The 20,375-nt window shown below is 65.1% G+C and carries 15 protein-coding genes; 10 read left to right on the forward strand and 5 right to left on the reverse strand.

Annotated elements, in window-relative coordinates; translation table 11 throughout:
* The first annotated feature begins 11 nt into the window (after positions 1-11).
* From AC1RBA_RS10175 to AC1RBA_RS10190, 4 genes are all read left to right on the forward strand, one after another.
* On the forward strand, positions 12-2,111 hold the full coding sequence (locus tag AC1RBA_RS10175; protein ID WP_492417961.1) for a site-2 protease family protein: 2,100 nt from the start codon (positions 12-14) through the stop codon (positions 2,109-2,111).
* A gap of 99 nt (positions 2,112-2,210) precedes the next feature.
* A complete protein-coding gene (gene moaA / locus AC1RBA_RS10180; RefSeq protein WP_492417962.1) occupies positions 2,211-3,332 on the forward strand; it encodes a GTP 3',8-cyclase MoaA in 1,122 nt (373 codons plus the stop codon).
* A 62-nt stretch (positions 3,333-3,394) separates the two neighbouring features.
* Positions 3,395-5,242 carry a molybdopterin molybdotransferase MoeA gene (gene moeA / locus AC1RBA_RS10185; RefSeq protein WP_492417964.1) on the forward strand — a complete coding sequence of 616 codons (1,848 nt, stop codon included), beginning with the start codon at positions 3,395-3,397 and terminating at the stop codon, positions 5,240-5,242.
* A 322-nt stretch (positions 5,243-5,564) separates the two neighbouring features.
* The gene (locus tag AC1RBA_RS10190) at positions 5,565-6,434 is read left to right on the forward strand and encodes an MHFG family PEP-CTERM protein (RefSeq protein WP_492417966.1); all 870 of its coding nucleotides are present in this window, start codon (positions 5,565-5,567) and stop codon (positions 6,432-6,434) included.
* 9 nt (positions 6,435-6,443) lie between these two features.
* Here AC1RBA_RS10190 and AC1RBA_RS10195 read toward each other — a convergent pair whose 3' ends face one another.
* Both AC1RBA_RS10195 and AC1RBA_RS10200 read right to left on the reverse strand, forming a co-directional pair.
* Positions 6,444-7,820: a DNA recombination protein RmuC gene (locus tag AC1RBA_RS10195; protein ID WP_492401929.1), complete on the reverse strand. Its 1,377-nt coding sequence runs from the start codon at positions 7,818-7,820 to the stop codon at positions 6,444-6,446.
* Between the two features lie 4 nt (positions 7,821-7,824).
* Complete coding sequence (locus AC1RBA_RS10200) at positions 7,825-8,220, reverse strand: group II truncated hemoglobin (RefSeq protein WP_070224562.1); 396 nt, start codon at positions 8,218-8,220, stop codon at positions 7,825-7,827.
* Positions 8,221-8,352: 132 nt separating this feature from the next.
* Here AC1RBA_RS10200 and AC1RBA_RS10205 point away from each other — a divergent pair, with 132 nt between their 5' ends.
* The 3 genes from AC1RBA_RS10205 to AC1RBA_RS10215 are packed head-to-tail and all read left to right on the forward strand — an operon-like array spanning position 8,353 to position 10,506.
* The gene (locus AC1RBA_RS10205) at positions 8,353-9,621 is read left to right on the forward strand and encodes an MFS transporter (protein WP_492417968.1); all 1,269 of its coding nucleotides are present in this window, start codon (positions 8,353-8,355) and stop codon (positions 9,619-9,621) included.
* A gap of 12 nt (positions 9,622-9,633) precedes the next feature.
* Positions 9,634-9,981, forward strand: coding sequence for a GIY-YIG nuclease family protein (locus AC1RBA_RS10210; RefSeq protein ID WP_492417970.1), 348 nt, complete (start codon positions 9,634-9,636; stop codon positions 9,979-9,981).
* Positions 9,982-10,038: 57 nt separating this feature from the next.
* Positions 10,039-10,506, forward strand: coding sequence for a MarR family winged helix-turn-helix transcriptional regulator (locus tag AC1RBA_RS10215; protein WP_230502574.1), 468 nt, complete (start codon positions 10,039-10,041; stop codon positions 10,504-10,506).
* Positions 10,507-10,512: 6 nt separating this feature from the next.
* Here the strand turns inward: AC1RBA_RS10215 and cqsA are convergent, their stop codons facing one another.
* Positions 10,513-11,757: an alpha-hydroxyketone-type quorum-sensing autoinducer synthase gene (cqsA, locus tag AC1RBA_RS10220; protein ID WP_492417972.1), complete on the reverse strand. Its 1,245-nt coding sequence runs from the start codon at positions 11,755-11,757 to the stop codon at positions 10,513-10,515.
* A gap of 132 nt (positions 11,758-11,889) precedes the next feature.
* Here cqsA and AC1RBA_RS10225 point away from each other — a divergent pair, with 132 nt between their 5' ends.
* A complete protein-coding gene (locus AC1RBA_RS10225; protein WP_230502569.1) occupies positions 11,890-13,242 on the forward strand; it encodes a sensor histidine kinase in 1,353 nt (450 codons plus the stop codon).
* A gap of 3 nt (positions 13,243-13,245) precedes the next feature.
* The gene (locus tag AC1RBA_RS10230; protein ID WP_070312156.1) at positions 13,246-14,253 is read left to right on the forward strand and encodes a response regulator; all 1,008 of its coding nucleotides are present in this window, start codon (positions 13,246-13,248) and stop codon (positions 14,251-14,253) included.
* Here AC1RBA_RS10230 and AC1RBA_RS10235 read toward each other — a convergent pair.
* Together AC1RBA_RS10235 and AC1RBA_RS10240 are read right to left on the reverse strand one after the other, a co-directional pair.
* A complete protein-coding gene (locus AC1RBA_RS10235; RefSeq protein ID WP_492417975.1) occupies positions 14,250-16,781 on the reverse strand; it encodes an ABC transporter permease in 2,532 nt (843 codons plus the stop codon). The genes AC1RBA_RS10230 and AC1RBA_RS10235 overlap by 4 nt on opposite strands.
* A gap of 36 nt (positions 16,782-16,817) precedes the next feature.
* Positions 16,818-17,849: an adenosine deaminase gene (locus AC1RBA_RS10240; protein ID WP_492417977.1), complete on the reverse strand. Its 1,032-nt coding sequence runs from the start codon at positions 17,847-17,849 to the stop codon at positions 16,818-16,820.
* A gap of 570 nt (positions 17,850-18,419) precedes the next feature.
* Here AC1RBA_RS10240 and AC1RBA_RS10245 point away from each other — a divergent pair.
* Positions 18,420-20,342, forward strand: coding sequence for a PrkA family serine protein kinase (locus AC1RBA_RS10245; RefSeq protein WP_034754154.1), 1,923 nt, complete (start codon positions 18,420-18,422; stop codon positions 20,340-20,342).
* Positions 20,343-20,375: the final 33 nt, after the last annotated feature.

Here is a 20,375-nt window from a genome sequence, read left to right on the forward strand (position 1 = left end):
AACGGAACCGCATGCACGCCTTACCCTTGCTGCGCCAGGAGCTGTCCATCCATGCCGGTCCACGCCTGCCTGACGGCCAGCCCAGCTGGACCTTGCACGACCCCGTGCGCAACCTGTTCTTCCAGCTCGACTGGCCCAGCTTCGAGATGCTGCGCCGCTGGGAGAACAACGACGCCCAGGCCCTCATCGACGACATCAACCAGAGCACCACCCTGCAACTCGACGGCGGTGCCATCGAGCGCCTGCTCGACTTCCTGCGCGAGCAGCAGCTGCTGCAGCCGCGCCAGGGCGCCGCGGCGGCGATGGCGGCCACGCGCCAGCGCCAGCGCGGCAGCTGGCAGCAATGGCTGCTGCATAACTACCTGTTTTTCCGCATCCCGCTGGTGCGTCCGGACCGCTGGCTGGACTGGCTCGCGCCGCGCCTCGGGTGGCTGTTTTCGCCCGCCTTCCGCTGGCTGACGCTGGCCGCCGGCCTGCTGGGAGTGGCCGGCGCCTACCGCGACTGGGAACGCTTTTCCGCCACCCTGCTCGACACGCTGAGCTGGCATGGTGCCCTGCTGTACGGCGCCGCCATCACCTTCGCCAAAGTCTGCCATGAGATGGGCCACGCGCTGACGGCCAAGCGCTACGGCTGCCGCGTGCCGACCATGGGCCTGGCCTTCCTGGTGATGTGGCCCGTGGCGTACACGGACACCAACGAAGTGTGGAAGCTGGCGCGCCGCGAGCAGCGCCTGGCCGTGGCGGGCGCCGGCATCATGACGGAACTGATGATCGCCGCCTGGGCCACGCTGGCCTGGACCTGGCTGCCCGATGGCGGCCCCAAGCAGGTCGCCTTCCTGCTTTCGACCACCACCTGGATCACCACCGTGGCCATCAATGCCAGTCCCTTCATGCGCTTTGACGGCTACTTCCTGCTGTCCGATTACCTGGGCCTGCCCAACCTGCACAGCCGCGCATTCGCGCTGGCCCGCTGGGACTTGCGCGAACGCCTGTTCGCGCTGAACGAGCCGGCGCCAGAATCGTTTCCGCCGCGCCGGCGCGCCGGCCTGATCGTGTTCGCCTGGGTCGTATGGATCTACCGGCTGGTGCTGTTTCTGGGCATCGCCGCACTCGTGTACCACTTCTTCATCAAGGCCGTCGGCATCCTGCTGTTCCTCGTCGAGATCTGCTGGTTTGTCGCGCTGCCGCTGTGGCGCGAACTGCAGGTGTGGCGCTCGCGCCGCGACGCCCTGCGGCACAGCCGCCGCGCCTGGCGCAGCGCCGGCCTGGCCGCGCTGCTGCCGCTGCTGCTGATGCTGCCGTGGCCGGACCGGGTGCTGACCTCCGGCGTGCTGCAGCCGCAGGCGCGCCTGGCGCTGTACGCGCCCGCGCACGCGGCGCTTGAAGCGCTGCCGGTGGCCAATGGCCAGCGCGTCGCCGCCGGCCAGCCCCTGCTGCGCCTGTCATCGCCCGAACTGGCGCTGCGCGAAGGCGAGACGGGCGCGCGCCAGGACTTGCTGGCATGGCAATCGGCGGCGGCGGGCCTGGACGCCGCCAGCCGCAAGGACTGGCAAGTGCTGAACGACCAGCTGGCCTACGCCAGCGCCGAGCATGCGACGGTGGGCGCGGACTTGCAGCGCTACCGGCCGCTGGCGCCGTTCGCGGGCGTGCTGGTCGACGTCGATCCCGACCTGCGGCCCGGTGAATGGCTCAAAGGGCAGGAATATCTGGGTTCGCTGGTGGGCGCCGGGCGCTGGCAGGTGGTGGCCTACGTCGACCAGGATGCCGTACGGCGCATCGCGCGCGGCGACCGTGCCCTGTTCCTCGCCGACGGCCTGGCCGGCCCCGCCCTGCGCCTGACCGTGGCCAGCATCGACCGCGATGCCAGCCGCACCCTGAACGAGCCGGAACTGGCGGCGCTGTTCGGCGGCGACGTGCTGGTGCGCGAAAAGAACGGCGTGCTGTATCCCGAACAGGCCGTGTACCGGGTGCTGCTCGATGCGGACGCCGAACTGCCGGCCAGCAGCCCTGCCTGGCGCGGCAGGGTCGCCATCGCCGGGGAATGGGAAGCGCCGGCATGGCGTTTCCTGCGCGCGGCCGCGGGCGTGGCGCGCCGCGAAGCGGGTTTCTAGCCGGCCGCCGACGACCGCGCCCCGATCGTGGTATGGTTAGCGAATCAGGCGGCCCTTATGCGGCGCCGGAATTAGAAAAACAGCAAGATTATTAGGCTCATGTCAGAAAAAATCATCATGATGACGGAGCGGCGACGGGCCGCTCCGGCCATCCCGGCCGCCCTGGAAGCGCCAACAGGCCTGCTGAACGATCAACTGGGCCGGCCCCTGCACGACTTGCGCATCTCGATCACCGACCGCTGCAATTTCCGTTGCGTGTACTGCATGCCTAAGGACGTGTTCGACAAGAACCACGTATATCTGCCGCACACGGATTTGCTGTCGTTCGAGGAAATCACGCGCATCGCGCGCCTGTTCGTCGCACATGGCGTGGAAAAGATCCGCCTGACGGGCGGCGAGCCGCTGCTGCGCAAGAATATCGAAAAGCTCATCGCCATGCTGGCCGCACTGCGCACGCCGTCGGGCCAGCCGCTGGACCTGACCCTGACGACCAACGGTTCCTTGCTGGCCAGAAAGGCGCAAGCCCTGAAGGATGCGGGCCTGAACCGCGTCACCGTGTCGCTCGATTCGCTCGACGACGCCACCTTCAAGCGCATGAACGACGTCGATTTCGCCGTGGCCGACGTGCTGCACGGCATAGCTGCCGCGCATGCGGCGGGCCTGGGACCGATCAAGATCAACATGGTCGTCAAGGCCGGCATGAACGAGCAGGAAATCGTGCCCATGGCGCGCCACTTCAAGGGCACGCCCTACATCCTGCGCTTCATCGAATACATGGACGTGGGCGCCTCGAACGGCTGGAACTTGCGGGAAGTCATCCCGTCGGCCGAGGTGGCGCGCCGTATCGGCGAACACATGCCCTTGCTGCCCATCGACCCGAACTACACGGGCGAGACGGCGGCGCGCTGGCGCTACGCCGATGGCGGCGGCGAAATCGGCCTCATTTCCAGCGTCACGCAAGCGTTCTGCGCCGACTGCAGCCGCGCCCGCCTCTCGACCGAAGGCAAGCTGTACACGTGTCTGTTCGCCAGCAGCGGCCACGACTTGCGCAGCCTGCTGCGCGGCGGCCACAGCGACGCGGAAATTTCCTCGGCCGTGGCGCAGCTGTGGCGCGGCCGCGCCGACCGCTATTCGCAATTGCGCACCAGCCAGACGGATTTGACGGGCGGCGCGCTTGAGCACGGTAAAAAGAAAGTGGAAATGTCGTACATCGGCGGCTGAATCGGGCGCGGCGCACGCCCGCCGCTGCTACCATGGCGCATGCACCCATTTTCCTACCTGACATGATCAACAAACACGACATTACCGGCCTGATCCTGGCCGGCGGCCTGGGCACGCGCATGGGCCAGCGCGACAAGGGCATGCTGCCCCTGCATGGCCAGCCCCTGGCGCGCCACGTGCTGCAGCGCCTGGCGCCGCAAGTGGGCCAGCTGGCCGTCAGCGTCCACGCCGATGCCGGCGAGTACGCGCGCTTCGGCGTGCCAGTCTGGCCGGACGCGCTGCCGGGCCAGCTGGGTCCGCTGGCAGGTTTACACAGCGGCATGCAGCACGCCGGCACGCCCTACCTGCTCACCGTGCCGTGCGATTCGCCCCTGCTGCCGCCCGACCTGGCCGCGCGCCTGGCCGCCGGCCTGGTCGAGAACGATGCCGACCTGGCCATCGCCGTCACCGAGGAAACCGATCCGGCGACGGGATCGGCCGTGCGCCGGCCGCACCCCGTCTTCTGTCTCGTCAAGACTGCCGCCCTGCCCCAGCTCGATGCCTACCTGCGCGGCGGCGAACGCCGCATGCGCACCTGGCACGGCCCCTTGAAGCTGGCGGAAGTGCTGTTCGAGGATGGCGCCGCGTTTGGCAACATCAATACGCCGGACGAGCTGGCCGCCTTGCAGGCGCGGGGCTTGAGCGTGCCGATGGCGCAAGCCATCCTGGCCGACACCGTCGCGCCCGTGGCCGGGATCGAGGAATTGCCGCTGCCGCAGGCGTTCGAGCGCATGCTGGCGGCCGACATCATCTCGCCCATCAGCGTGCCCGCGCACGACAATTCCGCCATGGATGGCTATGCGCTGCATGGTGCCGACCTGGGCGGCGACACGCCAGTGACTTTGGCCGTGGTCGACACCATCCTGGCGGGCCGTCCCGGCACGGTCAAAGTGGGGCGCGGCCAATGCGCGCGCATCATGACGGGCGCCGTCATGCCCGACGGCTGCGACAGCGTGGTGCCGCAGGAACTGGTGCTGCAAGCCAATGAAACCAGCATCACGCTGGCGCCGGACTGCATCCGCCCCGGCGACAACCGCCGCTTCAAGGGCGAAGACTTGATGCAGGGCCAGCCGGCCTTGCTGCAAGGCAAGATACTCGGGCCGGCCGAACTGGGCTTGCTGGCCTCGCTGGGCATCGCCACCGTCCCCGTGCGCCGCCGCCTGCGCGTGGCCTTCTTTTCCACGGGCGACGAATTGCGCTCAATCGGCGAGCCGCTGGCCGCGGGCTGCATCTACGACAGCAACCGCTACACCCTGCTGGGCATGCTGACCCGCCTCGGCTGCGAGGTGCTCGACATGGGCATCGTCAAGGACAATCCGCAGGCGCTGGAAGCGGCCCTGCGCGGCGCCTGCGCCAAGGCCGACGTCATCGTCACTTCGGGCGGCGTGTCCAGCGGCGCGGCCGATTTTACGCGCGAGATCCTGGCCCGCCTCGGCGACGTGGCCTTCTGGCAAATCAACATGCGCCCGGGCCGCCCCATGGCCTTTGGCCGGATTGCCAGCGAAGGCGACACGGCCTTGCTGCTGGGCCTGCCCGGCAACCCCGTGGCCGTGATGGCGGCGTTTTATTTCCTCGCCCGCCCCACCCTGCTGCGCCTGATGGGCGCCGACGCGGAGACGGCCAGCCTGCCCCTGCTGCAGGTGGCGGCGCAAGCGCCTATCCGCAAGAAACGGGGCCGCACGGAATTCCAGCGCGGCATCGTCGAGCGCGGCGCGGACGGGCGCCAGCACGTGCGCGTGACGGGCGCGCAAGGCTCGGGCATCCTGCGCTCGATGACGCAGGCCAATTGCATGATCGTGCTGCATGAGGCGCAAGGCCAAGTGGCGGCCGGCGACCTCGTCGATATTGTGCTGTTCCATGGCCTGATGTAAGCAACTGCCCCTCCCCCTCTCCTTGACGGCCCGCCCTGCGCGGGCCGTTTGCATTTCCCCTTCGCAATCAATTTTCTCCTGCGCGGCACACCTGCGCCTGCCGAGATAAAAATATTAATCATTTCTTGTCAAAATAAATCAATAAACACAACACTAATTGTAATAATTTTATTTATTAGTTGATATTGAAGTTTCTTCGGTGATAACATTCGGACTCACGCAAAAGTTCAATTTTGATATTGTTTTCACGAGGAAACTAACAATGAAACACGGCCCATGGTTGGCGAGCACCTGCATGCTGGGTGCGGCAGTCCTATTCGGCATGTTGTCTCTGGCTCCCCTGCCCGCGTATGCGAAAGGCGTGGCCCGCGCCGACGTGCTGGACAACTGCAACTGGAACCGTCCCGGCGTCGACCCGTTCATGGGTGACGTGGTGGCGGCCGTGGACCGCTATACGGATATCGCGCCGCCCGTGCGCGAACAATTGAAGGCGCGCATGCGCGCGCGCCAGTACGATGAGATCGTGGTGATCAGCCGCGACGCCATCCGCGGCAAGGGCAATTACAACGCGCGCATCAGCGACATGCATTTCGGCCCCGGCCGCGTCTGCCGCAACGTCACGCGTGCGGGCTGGAACGAGCAGATGCAGGAACGGGGACTCGTGTATTGCGTGCAAGGCCAGTGCATCCTGGTGCCGACGATTTGCCGCAACGTCAGCCGCATCACGCAGGCGCCCGCGTCGGCGCCGCCAGCCGCCGGCGCAGCTCCCGGTGGTGCCGCTCCCGGCGGTGCAGCGCCCGCTGCCGCCGCGCCCGCCGCCCCGGAAACGGCAAGCGTGCCCCTGATCGACAATCCCGACGCCTTGCGCGGCGGCTCGTTCACGGGCGGTGCCATGCCGCCCGAGGTGGCAAGCATTCCTTTCCTGCCCTTCGATTACGTGCGTACCGTCAGCGATATCGGCCCGCCGGCCGGCATGGGCGGCGGCGGTGGTGGTGGTGGTGGCGGAAGCGTGCCGCCGGACCGGGGCAGCAGCATCATCGTGCCGCCCACCGTGATCATCCCTAGCTTGCCACCGACGGTGCCGACCGTCCTGCCGGCCGTGCCGGAACCGCAAACCTGGGGCATGCTGCTGGCGGGACTGGCGCTGATCGGCTACAGCGCGCTGCGCCGCCGCACTGCGCGGGCGGCCTGAGGCGGCGCGCTACTCGCCGTCGCCGGCGCCGCCGTCCGCCTTACCCAGCAGCAAGGCAGCCGCCTCGCCCGGCAAGGCTTCCACGGATTTCAATTTGCGCGCCATCTGGCGGCTGCGCACTTCCGCGCTTTCGATATTCTTCGCCGCCTTTTCCAGGGTCAGCCGGGTTTGCGACAGCACGTCGCCGAACTTGCCGAACTCCGTCTTGACGGCGCCCAGCACTTGCCACACTTCGGACGAGCGCTTTTCCAGCGCCAGGGTGCGGAAACCCATCTGCAGACTGTTGAGCAAGGCCGTCAGGGTCGATGGCCCGGCAATGCTGACCCGGTGCACGCGCTGCAATTCGTCGGCCAGGCCCGGGCGGCGCAGCACTTCCGCATACAGGCCTTCCGTGGGCAGGAAGAGGATGGCGAAATCCGTCGTCAGCGGCGGCGCCAGGTATTTCTCGGCGATGGTTTTCGCTTCGCCCCGCACGGCCCGCTCCAGTTCGCGGCCGGCCAGGGCCACGGCGTCCGCATCGGCCCGCTCGGCCGCCTCGACCAGGCGCTCGTACTGTTCCTTGGGAAATTTCGCATCGATGGGCATCCACACGGGCGGACCGCCATCGACCATGCCCGGCAACTTCAGGGCGAATTCCACGCGCGCGCCGCTGCCCGGCAACGTTTCCACGTTCTTCGCGTACTGGTCGACAGTAAGTACCTGCTCCAGCAGCATTTCCAGCTGCACTTCGCCCCAGGTGCCGCGCGTCTTGACGTTGGTGAGCACCCGCTTCAAATCGCCCACGCCCAGCGCCAGCTGCTGCATTTCGCCGAGTCCCTGGTGGACTTTTTCCAGCCGCTCCGACACTTGCTGGAACGAGGCGGAAAGGCGCGTTTCCAGCGTCGCGTGCAGTTTCTCGTCGACCGTCTTGCGCATCTCTTCCAGCCGCGCGCCATTGTCGGCCTGCAAGTCGCGGATCTTGTTCTCCAAGGTGGCGCGCACTTCCAGCATGCGCTGCGCATTCGATTCCGTCAGCTGGGCCAGGGTCTGATTGGTGCTCTCGGCGAAGCGCGCCAGGCTTTGCGCCTGCTCTTCGCGTCCCACTTTCCCCTGCGCCTGCATCTGCGTGCGCAGGCTGTCGAGCTGCTGCAGGGTCGCCGCCTGGAATTGCGCCAGGCCGGCGGCCAGGTCTTGCCGCGTGGCTTGCGCCGATGCCTGCAATTGCAGCCGCACTTCGCGCTCGACCCGGTCGATGCGTTCCAGGCTTTGCTGCTGGTGCTGCTGCACCAGCGCCAGGGTGGTGGCGCCATCGCCGGCCGCGCCACGCGGGCGCAGCAGCAGCAAGAACAACAGGACGATGGCGGCGATGGCGGCGCCCAGCAGGCTGTAGAACTCGATTGGGCTCATGGGATCAGTCAGCTTTGTTGCGCATCCAGTCGGCCGTCTGATAGAACGATTCCATCAGGCGCACGCGCAAGGATTCTTCGATGCCCGTGTCTTCCATGGCCCAGGCCATGGCGCGCAGCCACTGGTCGCGCTCGCTGGTGCCGATGGCATACGGCAAGTGACGCGCGCGCAGGCGCGGGTGGCCGAATTTCTCGATATACAAATCCGGGCCGCCCATCCAGCCCGTGAGGAAGAAATACAGCTTGTCGCGCGAGCCGTCCGTCGAGGGCGGATGCATGACGCGGATGCCGGCGAACTCGGCTTCGAGTTCCATCAAGTCATAAAAACGGTCGACCATTTCACGCAGCACGGGGGCGCCGCCGATGGTCTCGTACAGGGTGGGGGCAGTGGTATCAGTCATGGCCGCCATGATAGCGCAAGCATCGGCGCTCCATGCAGCGCCAGCGCTCCCTGCCGCAATAAATGGCAATATACTTGACTACTCAAGCTTTTATCAACTACTATGCAATTTTAAAACAGGGACAAGACGAATATGCCAACCGCCACAGACACTGATTTGCTGCGCAATACCAACTTCCGCTGGCTGCTGGGCGGCGGACTCATCTCCATGCTGGGCGACCAGTTCAGCATGCTGGCCCTGCCCTGGCTGGTGCTGAGCCTGACGGGCGATAGCCTCAGCCTCGGTATCGCGGTGGCCCTGATGGGGGCGCCGCGCGCCGTGCTCATCTTGCTGGGCGGCACCATCGCCGACCGTTATTCGCCCCGGCGCGTGCTGCTGCTGAGCAAATATGCGAACGCCGCCATCCTGCTGGCACTGGCGGGACTGCTGGTGCTGGACCTGGCCAGCCTGGCGCTCGCGTATGCGGCCGCGCTGGCGCTGGGCATCGCGTCCGCCTTCGGCATTCCGGCCGGCACGGCCATCCTGCCGCAAGCCGTGCCTGCACCTACGTTGCAGAAAGCCAATGGCTTGCAGATGGGTGCGCGCCAGTTGTCCTTGCTGGCCGGTCCGCTGCTGGCGGCGCTCGTGCTGGGTGCCCACGGTAACGGGCAGAACACCTCCATGGCGGCGCTGGCCGCCGCCTTTGCCATCGATGCGCTGACGTTTGTGTTTTCCGCGTGGACCTTGCGCCAAGTCAAGCTACGGCCCCTGGCTGCGGCTACGGCGCCGCAAGGCATGTGGCGCGACATGGCGGCGGGCCTGGCCATGGTGTGGCGCGACTTGCCCCTGCGCAGCTGTTATGCCTACTGGGCCGTGGTGGCATTCTTCGTCATGGGTCCGCTGCAAGTCGCCTTGCCCGTGCTGGCCAACGAGCGCCTGCACGGCGCCGCGGCGCTGGGCATGCTGATGGGCGCGCACGGCGCCGGCACCCTGGCCGGCATGCTGGCGTCCAGCTTGGGCGGCGCCTGGCTGCGCCGCCATTTCGGCGCCACCTTGCTGCTCGTCGACGCCGTCGTGGCTTGCCTGCTGATGGCGCTGGGACAAATCGGCTCGGCCTGGCACGGCGCGGCCTTGCTGGCCGTCACGGGAGTGCTGGGCGGCTATGTGCAGGTGGCCATCTTTACGTGGATACAGCGGCGCGTGGCGCCCGCCATGCTGGGCCGGGCGATGGCTGTGTTCATGGGCATCTTCCTGGGACTGGCGCCCCTGTCGGCGGCGGCCACGGGTGCGCTGCTGCGCCACGTGAGCGTTGGCGAGCTGTTCTGCGCCGGCGGCGCCCTGCTGCTGGCCGCCGCCATCGCCGCCGCCCTGTTCACGGATATTGCCCACATCGCAAGCACCGATTACGTCACCCAAGCTTAAGGAAATCACAACATGGATAAAACACAGCAAGCAGCCTTGAAAGCAGCTTACCGGCAACAAGCGCCCGCGCTGGGCATCATCGCGCTGCGCCACCTGCCCAGCGGATGCACCCTGCTCGAACGCAGCCGCAACGCGCCCGGCGCGCTGAACCGCCACCGCTTCGAACTCACGCTGGGTACGCACCGCAACGCCCGCCTGCAGGCGGACTGGCGGCGCGACGGCGCGGCGGCTTTTCGCTTCGACATCATCGACACCGTCGATCAATCCGCCGATCCCGCCTTCGATGCGGACGCCGAACTGGACACCCTGCTGGCGCTGCACCAGGCGCAGCTGCGGGAACAGGGACAAGCACGCTATTGAGCGGCCATGCTTTACACTTGCGCACTCACGCACTGCGCAGCAAATGAAAAGGATGTCATGACCGAACACACTCTCCCGACGCCGGACGGCGGCGGCGCGCTGGACTTTTGCCTGCGCCTGGCGCGCGCCCAGGCGCTCATCGTGCGCCGCTTCGACAGCATCCTGGGCAATCTGCACGGCCTGAGTTTCAGCGATTACCAATTGCTGTACCACTTGCAGCGGGCGCCCGGCGGACGCCTGCGCCGCATCGACCTGGCCGAGCGCCTGGCGCTGACGGCATCCGGCATCACGCGCTCGCTGATGCCGCTGGAAAAAATCGGCCTGGTGGCGCGCCAGGCCGATGCACGCGATGCGCGCGTCGGCTACGCCGCCATCACCGAGGCGGGACTGGCATTGCTGGCGCACGCGAACACGACGGCGCAGGCGCTGGGCCAGGAATTGCTGGGCAATGCCAGCGCGGACCAGCTGGCGCCCCTGTCCATGCTGCTGGGCACGATCGCCGGCAACCAGCCCGCGAACGGCTGACGCGCGCTACACCAGCGCCAGCTTGCGCAGGCGCCGCGTCGAGGGCCAGCGCGCCATGCCCGTCTCGTCGCGGATGGCGGCGCAGGCGGCCAGCACTCTTGCGCACTCGTCCTCGCGCAAGCCCGCATTCAGGGTCAGGCGCACCAGCGAACGGTTCTTCGGTGTGGCCGGCGCGCAAAAGACGGCGCCGTAGATGCCGTGCCGTTCCAGCGCCTTGCGCAGGATCAAGGTATCGGGTTCGCTGCCCGCTTCCAGCGCGATGATCTGCTCGGTGCCGTCGCTGACGTTGTAGCCGAGATCCGTCAACCCCTGGCGCAGCTGCACGCTGTGGCGGTGCAGCGCGGTGCGGCGGCCATCGGCGGCGCGGATGAAGTCGAGCGCCGCATCGAACCACGCCAGCTCGTGTTCGAGCAGGCAGGAACTGAAGATGGCGGGCCGCGAGGCGGACAAAAAATATCCCTTGAAACGGGCCGAACAGGTAATCAGCCCCGCCCGCCCCGCGAACGCCTTGGCCAGCGACGCCGTGCGGAAATGCACGCGCTCGACCAGGCCCAGCTCCGCCACCAGCCCCGCGCCCTGCGGGCCGTGCGTGCCCAGCGAGTGCGACTCGTCGACGATCAGCATGCTGCCGCTGCGTTCGGCAATTTCCACCATGTCCAGCAGCGGCGCCACGCTGCCGTTGGTGCTGTACAGCGCATCGACGATGATGATGCCGGGGCCATGCTTGTCGAGCTGGCGCTGCAGGTGGGCGCCATCGTTGTGCAGGAAGGCGACGGGCACGGCTTGCGCCGATTGCACGCCTTCCCACAACGACGCATGCGCCTGCATGTCCAGATACACGGGGATGCCGGGGCCGGCCAGGCTTTGCAGCAAGCCCACGTTGGCGGCCCAGCCCGACTGCGCCAGCACGCACGCTTCGCTGCCGAGAAAATCCGCCAGCTTGTGTTCCAGCCGGTGCTGGCGGCTGCCTTCCTGCAGGAACACGGACGACATCAGCATGGCGCCGCCGCCCTGCAAGACGCGCGCCTGGGCCGCCAGCAGCGCCGCCTCGCCGGCGATGTTCAGGTAATCATTGCCTGCCAGCATGATTGCACTGGCCGGCACGGCTTGCCATTCATGCAAGTGCTCGCCGCCGAGCAGCTTCTCGATGCGCTCGACATAGTGCTCATCCATGCGCGCGCGCACGAAGGCGGGCATCCTTTGCTCGGCATGGATGGCGCGGGACGGCAGAGGGGAAATAGCGTTTATCATAGGAACTCCTGATTGGTTGCGGTGGGAACTACCGCATCCAACATGCGCGAGTCATCCGGCAAGCGTTTGATACAGCTCAACAGTTGTGCCGATATTGTGCTGATACAGAGGGAACCCGCCGATCATGTTGCATTGACACGCCTCAACGAACACGCCCCTCTGATCATGATGCATGCGCAGTCCCCTTCCGGAAAACGGTGGCAAGGCAAGCTGCTCCAGCCTTTCCTGCATTTCCACGACGCCATCGAACACACGCCGGTGCGGCGCGCTCAGGTGCGCACCCTGGCGCTCATCGGTGCGCTGGGCATGCCCATGTACTACGCGCTGTGGCATTATTTCTTTCCGCAAGAATACGAATCGCCGCTGCTGCGCACCATCTCCGCCCTGCTGTTCCTGCCCGCGCTGTGGCCTGACCGCTTCAGCAATACCTGGTTCAGCGTCTACCTGTTCCTGGGGCTGACCTTCGAACTGCCGTTTTTCTTTACATATATGTTCCTGATGAACCACGCCTCGAGCATGTGGGCGCATTCGCTGCTGGTGGCGCTGGTCGTGCTGTTTCACTTCGATACGCGCATCGCCGTGCTGGCCTACCTGAGCGGCACCCTGCTGGCTTGCCTGGCGTTTGCCGTGGCCGGCGATCCAGCCTTCCTGCTCAGCCGCGACGTCTTGCAGCAATTGCCCGTGCACTGGTTCACGATTGCCGTGCTGTCCGTCGTCAAGGTGGGCCGCAACGTGGGCGCGCAGGAGAAACTGGCCGGGCTGGCGGCCGGCCTGGGCAGCGTGGCGCACGAATTGCGCACGCCCCTCGTCAGCGTCGAGGCAAACGTGCGCGGGCTGCAGCGCGGGCTGCGGCAAAACCTGCAAGGGCAGCTGCCGGACGAGGCCAGCGGGGAAGCGCTGGCGCGCATCCAGTTCGAAGTGCGCCATATGCACCACATGATCGATCTGTTCCTGCTCAGCGCCAGCGCCGTCAACCGCAAGCTCGAAGCGAACGAGGCGGTGGCCATGCACGACAGCGTGACGGCCGTGCTGCGCCGCTACCCGTTTACCAGCACGGCCCAGCGCGACATCGTCAAGGTCGACGTGCGCGCCGATTTCACGTTTCCCGGCCAGTCCGAGCTGTGCGTGGTCATCCTGCTGAATCTGCTGCGCAATGCCTTGAAAAGCATCCACCGCGCCGGCAAGGGAAGAGTGCGCATCATCATCGATGGCGCCCATCCCGTGCCGCGCCTGCTGTTCATCGACACGGGCTGCGGCATCGCGGCCAGCCGCTTGCCGCTGATCTTCGACCGCTTCTATTCGTATCCCTCGCATAACGGCAGCGGCATCGGCCTGGCCCTGTGCCGGCAAATCATGCAAGCCTGGCAGGCGCGCATCCGCTGCGTCGCGCGCGAAGGCGCCTACGCCATCTTCGTGCTGGAATTTCCCCAGCCCCTGCCCGTGCCCACGCACAACCGTTTTCCATCCATCCACCGCGCGAGGTGACGCATGCAACTGCCCGTCTACACCCATCCGACCCTGACCGTATTGATCGACGACAGCGATTCCTTCCTGAAAAGCCTGGCGTTCCAGCTCGATCCCGGCCTGGCGCGCAAGACTTTCCACGACACGAGCAGCGCGCTGCACTGGCTGCGCCAGAGTACGCAGCCGGGCGAGACGCCGCTGCACGTCAATTTCGACACGCAAAACCTGCCGCCCGACCAGTGCAACGTGGCGCTCGACATCGAACGCATCTGGCGCATCAGCGGCCAGGCGCAGCGCTTTGCCGTGCCTTCCGTGCTGGTGGTCGATTATTCGATGCCGCAGATGAATGGCCTGGAATTCTGCCAGGCCGTGCGCGACTTGCCGTGCAAGAAGATTCTATTTACGGGCGCGGCCGATGAAAAAGTGGCCGTGACGGCCTTCAACCGGGGCTTGATCGACCGCTACATCAAGAAGAGCGACGACGATGCGCTCGACATTCTGGAACAGGAAATCGTTGCCCTGCAGCGCGAATTCTTCCTGCAGCAATCGGAAACCGTGCGCGATCTGCTGATGCTGCACGACTACAGTTTCCTGCAAGACGAGGCGCTGGCCGCCGTCGTGCACGAGCTGTGCCAGCGCCACGGCTTCGTCGAGTTTTATATTTTTCCCAATCCCAGCGGCATCCTGTTCTTCACGCGCGACGGCCACGCCAAGCTGATGATCATCGAGACGGAACGCAGCCTGCACACGCAGTATGAAATGGCGCGCGACAGCGACGCGCCCGATTCATTGCTGCAGGCCCTGCTGGAAATGCGCGTGATTCCCTACTTTTCCGACGCCAACAGCGACGGCATGTACGCGGCGCAGATAGGCGAGAACTGGTTTCGCTACTGCGCCGCGCCCACCATCTGCCTGGGCGGCGTGACGTATTTCTGGGCCCTGTTCGACGTGCCGGCGCACCAGCTGGGGCAGCCGGTGATGTCCTACGCGCAATTTCTGCGCGCAGGCGCGGGCGACGGCGTCATTGTTTAGCCTTCCCTTAAGGTCTGCAGCGGCGGATGTTTCAAGACATTGCGCAAGCCCAGCCAGCCGCCGGCGATCGCGCACAGGGCGCCGGCCAGCAGGCCGAAGGCCCACACGCCCGGCGCGAAGCTCCAGGCGAACTTGAACTGGTACGTCGCCAGGGCCCAGCCCATGGCCGCCGCGCCCGATGCGGCCAGCAAGCCGGCCAGCGCGCCGACGAGGGAAAACTCGATCAGCTGCGCCTGCGCCAGCTGGCGCCGCGTGGCGCCCAGGGCGCGCAGCAGGCCCGCTTCGCGCGTGCGCTCATCCTGCGAGCCCATCAAGGCCGCATACAGCACCAGCAAGCCCGAGGCCAAGGTAAAGGCAAACAGGAATTCGACGGCCGTCACCACCTGGTCCAGCACGCCCTGAATTTGTTTGAGCACGCCGCCCACGTCGACCACCGTCAAATTCGGATAGTCGCGCAGCAGGGCGTTGCCCAGGTCCGCCTGCGCAGGCGGCAGGTGGAAGGCCGTGATCCACGTCTGCGGCGTGTCCGCCATGGCGGCCGGATTGATGATGACAAAGAAATTGACGCGCATCGAGCCCCATTCCAGCTTGCGCAAGCTGGTAATGGCCGCTTCGACGCTCTGACCGGCAATGTCGAAGCGCAGCTTGTCGCCCAGCTTCAGCTTCAATGTCTTGGCGATGCCCTCCTCCACCGACGCTTCCGCCGGCGCGCCGGGCTTGTCGCTGAACCACTTGCCGGCCACGAGCTTGTTTTCTTCCTGCATCGTGGCCATCGTCGACAGATTGAATTCGCGGTCGGCCAGGCCCTTGGCGCGGTCATCCTCGTACGTGGCTTCCGTGATGGCGTTGCCGTTCACGGCCACCAGCCGCCCCCGTATCATCGGATACAGCGGTGCATTGGCCACGCCCGCCTGCGCCAGGCGCGCGGCGATCGGCTCTTTCTGCTCGGGCAGGATATTGATCATGAAGCGGTTCGGCGCATCGGGCGGCGTGGCATTGCGCCAGGCCACCATCAGGTCGCCGCGCACCACGGTCAGCAGCAGCAAGGCCATCAGGCCCAGGGCCAGCGACACCACCTGGATGACGGTGGCGCCCGGGCGGCGCTGCAATGACGTGACGGCAAAGCGCCAGCCCTGATGCCTGAAGGCGCCGCGCAGGCTTTTCAGCGAGCGGATGCCCAGCCAGCCGGCCAGGGCGAACAGGGCGAAGCCGCCCAGAAAACCGGCCGCCGTCAGCAAGGCCAGTTTCACGTCGCCCGCCTGCCACAACAGCAGCACGACGAAGGCGGCAATGCCGAGGCCGTAGGTGGCCAGGGCCAGCGCCTGCGGCGGCTCCTGTTCGCGGCGGATCACGCGGTTATGCGGCACATTGCGCAGCTGCAAAATCGGCGGCAGGGCAAAGCCCAGCAACAGCAGCATGCCGGTGGCCACGCCCTGCAGCGCGGGCAGCAGGGACACGGGCGGCAAGTCGCTCTGCACCAGTTTGCCCAGCAACTCCAGCAGCACCAGGTGGCCGCCGAAGCCCACCAGCACGCCGATCAGACTGCCCACCAGGCCGACCAATAAGAATTCGATCACGTACATGGCCGTCACCTGGTTTTGCGTCAAGCCCAGGCAGCGCAGCATGGCGCAGGCGTCGAGGTGGCGCAGCATGAAGCGGCGCGCCGCCATGGCCACGGCGACGGCCGCCAGCATGGCCGACAGCAGGCCGACGAGGGACAGAAAACGGTCGGCGCGGTCCAGGGTCGATTGCATCTGCGGGCTGCCCGATTCCAGCGATTCGATGCGCACGCCTTTGATGGACTGCGCCTTGATCTGGCTTTCCAGCGAGGTTTGATATTGCGCAAGCTCGGCCGCCTTGGCGGGCGGCGCCGACAGCAGCAGCCTGTACGACACGCGCGAGCCGTTCTGCACCAGCGCCGTGGCGGCCAGGTCGCTCAAGGGCAGCATCACGCGAGGAGCGAAGTTGAGGAACGATGCGCCGCGGTCCGGTTCGCTGGCGATCAGTTGCGTGACGGTAAAGGCCTTGTCGCCCAGGGTCAGGGTGTCGCCCAGCTTCGCGTTCAGGCTGGACAGGATCGCCGCATCGACCCACACGGTGCCGGGCGCAGGCACCTGATCCGTGGGCCGCCCCACGGCATCCTGTGCTTCGCTCGGTTTGGTCGTGATTTTCAGCTTGCCCCGCTGCGGGTAGCCGGGCGAGACGGCCTTGATGGACGCCAGTTGCGACAGCGATCGCTCGCCCTCGCCCGCCTGCGCCATGCTGGGAAACGTCACCGTGTCGGCCAGGATAAAACCGCGCTTCTGCGCTTCGGCGCGCCAGGCCGCATTGACGGGCTGGTCGGCGCTGATGACGAGGTCGGCCCCCAGCAGCTGGTGCGCGTCGCGGTTCAGGCCCGCGCGCAGGCGGTCGACGAAGAAGCCGACGGCCGACAGGGCCGCCACGGCGACGATCAGCGCGACGAGCAGGAAACGCAGTTGCCCGGCGCGCCAGTCGCGGCCGGTCATTTTCAGGGAGAGGCGGAACATGGGCGGCGGGTCTTTATGCGAGTTGGTTGTGATGCGTTATTGCGCGATGCCGTGGGCGGCCGCGTGCTGCGCGAAATACGCATCGACGGTGGCAAGAAACGCGTCTTTTTGCGCCTGCGGCAGGAAGGCGGCGATGAAACCGTTGCGCGCCAGGCGTTGCGCGTGGGACAGGCCCAGCGGCAAGGCATCGAAGGTGGCGTCGAAATTGTCATTCATGTAGCCGCCGAAATACGCGGGATCGTCCGAGTTCACCGTCACCAGCAGACCGGCGTCGAGCAGTTGCACCAGGTTATGGTCATGCATCTGGTCGAACACGCGCAGCTTGGTGTTCGACAGGGGGCAGACGGTGAGCGCGATCTGTTCGCGCGCCAGGCAGGCCGTCAGTTCCGCGTCTTCCAGGCAGCGCACGCCATGGTCGATGCGCTCGACTTTCAAGTCGTCGAGCGCCGTGCGGATGTAGGCCGGCGGGCCTTCCTCGCCCGCGTGGGCCACCAGGTGCAGGCCCAGCTCGCGGCAACGGGCAAACACGCGCGAGAATTTCTCGGGCGGATTGCCCACTTCCGACGAATCGAGGCCGATGCCGATGAACTTGTCGCGGTGCGGCAGCGCGTCTTCCAGGGTCTCGAACGCCTCTGCCTCGCTCAGGTGGCGCAGGAAGCACAGGATCAGGGCCGCGCTGACGGGGCTATCCTGGCAGGCGCGGTGGATGCCGTTGATCACGTCGGCCATCGGCACGCCGCGCGCCGTGTGCGTCTGCGGGTCGAAGAAGATTTCCGTGTGCAAGACGTTATCGGCTTCGGCGCGGCGCAGGTAGGCTTGCGTCATGTCATAGAAATCCTGCTCTTTCAAGAGCACGCTTGCGCCAGCGTAATAAATGTCGAGAAAAGACTGTAAATCCGTAAAAGCATAGGCGCTGCGCAAGTGTTCCACAGATTCATAGCCCAGCGGCACGCCATTGCGCTCGGCCAGTGCGAAAATCAGTTCTGGCTCCAGCGAGCCTTCGATATGGATATGCAATTCGGCTTTCGGCATGCCGCGGACGATCGCGCGCAATTGGGGGTTCATCATGGGTGTTCCTTATAGGGTGACGATAAAAATGCTGGCACGCGCGCGCGGCGCGCAGTGCCATCAGACATGCAGGCATCTTAGCGCAAGATGGCCGGCCTCACCGGCGCCCGGCCGCCGTGGCGCCGGCAACGGCAGCGCCACGGCACGCACCGGCACGCGCTGGCGAATTGTCGTATGATGATTTAAAAGGGACAAAAAGGTTCATTGAAATCGATGGAAAATTTGATGGTTTATCCAATTAAATCAACAATTTACAAACAAGTATTAAGGATATGCTGACATATCTTTTGACTTCCTGATCCTTTAGAGCAATAATAAATTTCATGGGGTAATGGTAGGTGCAACAAGCGCTATCAACAGTGAAAAAAAAGCCGGCTGGCCACGTCAGCGCACGGCATCAAGCGCCAGTTTTTTGGTCCGGGCAATCCGGACTCGCAAAGACAGCCGGGCTTGAAACAACAATAAAAATCGGTACGAGGTACAGGAAAAGTTCAGACGGCAAGCCCAGGCGAGTGCCAGGCGGGCGGCCATGGTGACTGGCAGTTCAGGTTTACATTAAAGGACATTGACATGACCATTTTTGATAACTATGCAGCACGCTACGAGCGCACCCGCGAAGAGGAAATGTCGCTCACCGAGTACCTGGCCCTGTGCAAGAAGGACAAGCTGACGTATGCCAGCGCGCCCGAACGCATGCTGGCCGCCATCGGCGAGCCGCAGCTGGTCGACACGCGCAACGACACGCGCCTGTCGCGCATCTTCGCCAACAAGGTGATCAAGATCTATCCTGCCTTCCGCGAGTTCTACGGCACCGAGGAAGTCATCGAACAAGTCGTCTCCTACTTCCGCCACGCGGCGCAAGGCCTGGAAGAACGCAAGCAGATCCTGTACTTGCTGGGGCCCGTCGGCGGCGGCAAGTCGTCGATCGCGGAAAAACTCAAGTCGCTGATGGAACACGTGCCCTTCTATTGCCTGAAAGGCTCGCCCGTCAACGAATCGCCGCTGGGCCTGTTCAACGAGGAAGAGGACGGCACCATCCTCGAAGAGGATTACGGCATCCCGCGCCGCTACCTGCGCAACATCCCCAGCCCGTGGGCCGTGAAACGCCTGCATGAATACAATGGCGATATCAACCAGTTCCGCGTCGTCAAGCGCTATCCGTCCGTGCTCAAGCAAATTGCCATCTCGAAAACGGAGCCGGGCGACGAAAACAACCAGGATATTTCCTCGCTGGTGGGCAAGGTCGACATCCGCAAGCTGGAAGACTATGCGCAGGACGACCCCGACGCCTACAGCTATTCGGGCGGCCTGTGCCTGGCCAACCAGGGCTTGATGGAATTCGTGGAAATGTTCAAGGCGCCCATCAAGGTGCTGCATCCGCTGCTGACGGCCACGCAGGAAGGCAACTACAAGGGCACGGAAGGCTTCGGCGCGATACCGTTCGACGGCATCATCCTCGCCCACTCGAACGAGTCGGAATGGAAGACGTTCAAGAACAACCGCAACAACGAGGCGTTTCTTGACCGTATCTATATCGTCAAGGTGCCGTACTGCCTGCGCGTGTCCGACGAAATCAAGATCTATGACAAGCTGGTGGCCAATTCCTCGCTGGTGAAAGCCCCGTGCGCGCCCGGCACCCTGCGCATGATGGCGCAGTTCGCCATCCTGTCGCGCCTGAAAGACCCGGAAAACTCGAGCATTTTCTCGAAGATGCTCGTCTACGATGGCGAAAACCTCAAGGATACGGACCCGAAAGCCAAGTCCATGCACGAATATGTCGATTACGCGGGCGTGGACGAGGGCATGAACGGGCTGTCGACGCGCTTTGCCTTCAAGATCCTGTCGAAAGTGTTCAACTTTGACAATTCCGAAGTGGCCGCCAATCCCGTGCACTTATTATATGTACTGGAACAGCAGGTCGAGCGCGAGCAGTTCGCGCCGGAACTCGAGCAGCGCTACTTCTCCTATATTAAAGAGCACCTGGCGCAGCGCTACGTGGAATTCATCGGCAAGGAGATCCAGACGGCTTACCTGGAAAGCTATTCGGAATACGGGCAGAATATTTTCGACCGCTACGTGACGTTCGCCGATTTCTGGATACAGGACCAGGAATACCGCGATCCGGACACGGGCGAAAGTTTTGATCGCGAATCGCTGAACAATGAGCTGGAAAAGATCGAGAAGCCGGCGGGCATTTCCAATCCGAAGGATTTCCGCAACGAAATCGTCAACTTCGGGCTGCGTGCGCGGGCCTCGAACGGCGGCAAGAATCCCGCCTGGACCAGTTATGAAAAGTTCCGCACGGTGATCGAAAAGAAAATGTTTTCGAATACGGAGGAATTGCTGCCCGTGATTTCCTTCAATGCCAAGGCCAGCGCCGACGATGCCAACAAGCACGCCGACTTCGTGGCCCGCATGGTGGAAAAAGGCTATACGGCCAAGCAGGTACGCCTGTTATGCGAATGGTACTTGCGAGTACGCAAGTCATCCTAGCGCGGACAGCGGGCGCGCTCCGCCCGGAGACTG

This window comes from Janthinobacterium sp. GW823-FHT03B06 (assembly GCF_058796955.1).

Bases quoted from the DNA above. Each gene is read 5' to 3' on its own strand.
- AC1RBA_RS10175 (WP_492417961.1), top strand. From the start codon at position 12: ATGCACGCCTTACCCTTGCTGCGCCAGGAGCTGTCCATCCATGCCGGT.
- moaA (WP_492417962.1), top strand. From the start codon at position 2,211: ATGTCAGAAAAAATCATCATGATGACGGAGCGGCGACGGGCCGCTCCG.
- moeA (WP_492417964.1), top strand. From the start codon at position 3,395: ATGATCAACAAACACGACATTACCGGCCTGATCCTGGCCGGCGGCCTG.
- AC1RBA_RS10190 (WP_492417966.1), top strand. From the start codon at position 5,565: ATGTTGTCTCTGGCTCCCCTGCCCGCGTATGCGAAAGGCGTGGCCCGC.
- AC1RBA_RS10195 (WP_492401929.1), bottom strand. From the start codon at position 7,820: ATGAGCCCAATCGAGTTCTACAGCCTGCTGGGCGCCGCCATCGCCGCC.
- AC1RBA_RS10200 (WP_070224562.1), bottom strand. From the start codon at position 8,220: ATGACTGATACCACTGCCCCCACCCTGTACGAGACCATCGGCGGCGCC.
- AC1RBA_RS10205 (WP_492417968.1), top strand. From the start codon at position 8,353: ATGCCAACCGCCACAGACACTGATTTGCTGCGCAATACCAACTTCCGC.
- AC1RBA_RS10210 (WP_492417970.1), top strand. From the start codon at position 9,634: ATGGATAAAACACAGCAAGCAGCCTTGAAAGCAGCTTACCGGCAACAA.
- AC1RBA_RS10215 (WP_230502574.1), top strand. From the start codon at position 10,039: ATGACCGAACACACTCTCCCGACGCCGGACGGCGGCGGCGCGCTGGAC.
- cqsA (WP_492417972.1), bottom strand. From the start codon at position 11,757: ATGATAAACGCTATTTCCCCTCTGCCGTCCCGCGCCATCCATGCCGAG.
- AC1RBA_RS10230 (WP_070312156.1), top strand. From the start codon at position 13,246: ATGCAACTGCCCGTCTACACCCATCCGACCCTGACCGTATTGATCGAC.
- AC1RBA_RS10235 (WP_492417975.1), bottom strand. From the start codon at position 16,781: ATGTTCCGCCTCTCCCTGAAAATGACCGGCCGCGACTGGCGCGCCGGG.
- AC1RBA_RS10240 (WP_492417977.1), bottom strand. From the start codon at position 17,849: ATGATGAACCCCCAATTGCGCGCGATCGTCCGCGGCATGCCGAAAGCC.
- AC1RBA_RS10245 (WP_034754154.1), top strand. From the start codon at position 18,420: ATGACCATTTTTGATAACTATGCAGCACGCTACGAGCGCACCCGCGAA.